3 protein-coding genes are annotated in these 2554 nt (G+C 75.2%); all 3 read left to right on the top strand.

Translation table 11 applies throughout. From position 1 onward, the window contains the following. Window positions 1-439: ROK family protein (locus FOE67_RS22490; protein WP_182666667.1), on the top strand; the 439-nt coding region annotated here is incomplete at its 5' end. A gap of 127 nt (window positions 440-566) precedes the next feature. Beyond that, on the top strand, window positions 567-1346 hold the full coding sequence (locus FOE67_RS22485) for a VOC family protein (protein ID WP_323385304.1): 780 nt from the start codon (window positions 567-569) through the stop codon (window positions 1344-1346). A gap of 293 nt (window positions 1347-1639) precedes the next feature. Next, window positions 1640-2554: SDR family NAD(P)-dependent oxidoreductase (locus tag FOE67_RS22480; RefSeq protein ID WP_182666666.1), on the top strand; the 915-nt coding region annotated here is incomplete at its 3' end.

Here is a 2554-nt window from a genome sequence, read left to right as displayed (position 1 = left end):
GGTCCCCGGGGGAGGGCGGGAGGACCGGCGCCGGGGCGGTCCCGGCAGCCCGGCCGCGGAGTTCGCCGCCGTGGCCCGGGCCGCGTTGCGCGGCGACGCCGGTGCCCGGGCCCTGCTGGAGGACTCCGCCCGGTACCTGGCACTGGCGGTGCGCACCCTGGCCAACGTGATGGACCTTGAGCAGGTGGTCCTGACCGGCCCCGGTCTGGCCGTCGCCGGGTCGCTGTACCTGCCGGTGGTGGAGGAGGAATTGGCCCGGGCGTTCTTCGCACGCGGGGCCCACGGGGTGAGCGTGCACCTGTCGGAGTCCGCGGCGGGGGCACCGGCCATCGGGGCGGCCGCCCTGGTGCTGCAGTCGGAACTGGTGCCGTTGCGCGAGGGGCTGCGGCTGCCCGAGACGATGCCGGATGCCGCCGCCCGCCGACCGGCGACGGGATGAGGCGTCAGCGCTGCTCCGTTCGGGGGACCGGGGGTGTTTCGGTGGCGTCCCGACGGTAAGAGGCGGAGAGTGGAAGGGGCCGCCGGCCGCGCGGACGCGCCGGGCCCCCGGAAAGAGGTGAGCGTCGGTGACCGCGACGAGGGTCGGCCTGCACGGCGTACCGGGCAGGATCAGCCTGACGGTCCGCGATCTGCGGGCGGTGCAGGATTTCTACGCCGTTGTCCTCGGCTGGGAGTACGAGCCGCGCCCCGGCGACGGGGCGGTGCAGTGCTCGGCCCTGGCCGGGGGGACGGTGGTCGGCACGCTGGGCACGGTCTCCGGTTCGGCCGGTGTGCCGGGGGCGTGGACGCCGCACTTCCTGGTCGACAGCGCCGACCGGATCGCCGGTCGGGTGCGGGATCGCGGCGCCACCGTGGCCGTGGGTCCCCTGCGCATCGGGGAGGGCCGGGCGGTGTGGGCCGCCGATCCGGCGGGGGCGGTCTTCGGGCTCTGGGAGGGCCCCGGTGACCCGGTGTGGCGCGGCGAGGGCGGTCCGGGCGCACCCGCCTGGTTGGAGCTGCGCACCGGCGATCCCTTCGCCGCGGCCATGTTCTACGGCAACGTCTTCGAGTGGGACGCCCCCGACCATGGCTACGTGGACATCGGTTTCGAGCACGACCGGGTGGTGGTCCGGGTGGAGGGCCGTACGGTCGCCCGGATGTACGGGGGCGGCCTGGAGGAGGCCCCCGACCCGATCCTCCGGCCGAGCTGGCAGGTGCACTTCCGGGTGCGGGACGTGGACGCCGCCGCGCGGGTGGCCACGGCGGCGGGGGGCTCGGTTCCCCTGCCCCCGCACGACACCCCCTTCGGGCGCGGCGCCACCCTCCGGGACCCGGAGGGCGCCCTCTTCCACCTCGTCTCGGGCTGACCCGGGTGCACCCGGCCGTGTTCGACCGGGTGCACCCGGGTGCGACCGACGCGCCCCTCCTCCCCGCCGGCGGGGAGGAGGGGCGCGTCGACGTGTCGGTCGAGGACGTTCATCCGTGCCCCCGCGGGCGGGCGGAACCGGAGGCGGGCACGCGACGCGTCCGGCACCCTCGCCGAGCCCCTGTCGATCGACCGTTCGCCGTCGCCCCGCCCGACATCACGACGAAAAGCATCTTTTCGCCGCATCACGGGAGAATCCCGTGAGATTCGCCGCTCTCCGGGTACCCGAGCCCCATGGAGATCAGAGATCGAGTGGTGGTGGTGACGGGGGCCTCGAGCGGGATCGGGCGGGCCACGGCCCGGGAACTGGCCCGCCGCGGCGCGAAGCTGGTACTGACCGCCCGGCGTGCCGACGCCCTGGCGGACGCGGTCGAGGAGTGTCGCGCCCGGGGGGCCCGGGCGTTCGCCGTCCCGGCCGACGTCACCGACGAGGGCGCGGTGCGGACGGTGGCCGACGCGGCGGTGCGACGGATGGGGGTGATCGACGCCTGGGTGAACTGCGCGGCGGTGACCCTCTTCGGCGGACTGGAGGAGACACCGGCGGAGGCCCATCGACGGGTGTGGGAGGTGAACGTCATGGGTTACCTGCACGGCGCCCGGGCGGCGGTGCCCCACCTGCGCCTGCGGCCGGAGGCGGTCCTGGTGAACATCTCCTCGGTGGTGGGCGTGGTCGCACAGCCCTACACCCTGTCCTACACCGCCTCGAAGTTCGCCGAGCGGGCGATGAGCGTGTCGCTGCGCGAGGAACTGCGCCTGGCCGGTGACGGACACGTACGGGTGTGCTCGGTACTGCCCGCCGCCATCGACACGCCGATCTTCTCGCACGGCGCCAATCTCACCGGCCGCCGGGTGCGCCCGCTGAGCCCGGTCTACCGACCCGAGCGGGTGGCCCGGGCGGTGGCCGGGGTGATCCGGCGACCGCGTCGGGAAGTGGTGGCGGGGCCGATGGGCCGGGCCCTGATGCTCGCCCACACCCTCGCGCCCGGCCCGGTGGAGCGGCAGATGGCCCTGATGACGGACAAGCAGCACCTCTCCCGCACCGAGTCGGAGAAGACCGGGATGGGGAACCTGTACGAGCCGTGGCCGGGACGCGGCTCGGTGACCGACGGCTGGCGCGGGCTGCTGGGGCGGGTGCGTCCCGAGCACTTC

This window comes from Streptomyces calidiresistens, from assembly GCF_014141525.1.
Classification (GTDB): domain Bacteria; phylum Actinomycetota; class Actinomycetes; order Streptomycetales; family Streptomycetaceae; genus Streptomyces; species Streptomyces calidiresistens.
The sequence above is the reverse complement of the archived record's forward strand: the minus strand, read 5'-3'. Positions and strand labels throughout refer to the sequence as shown.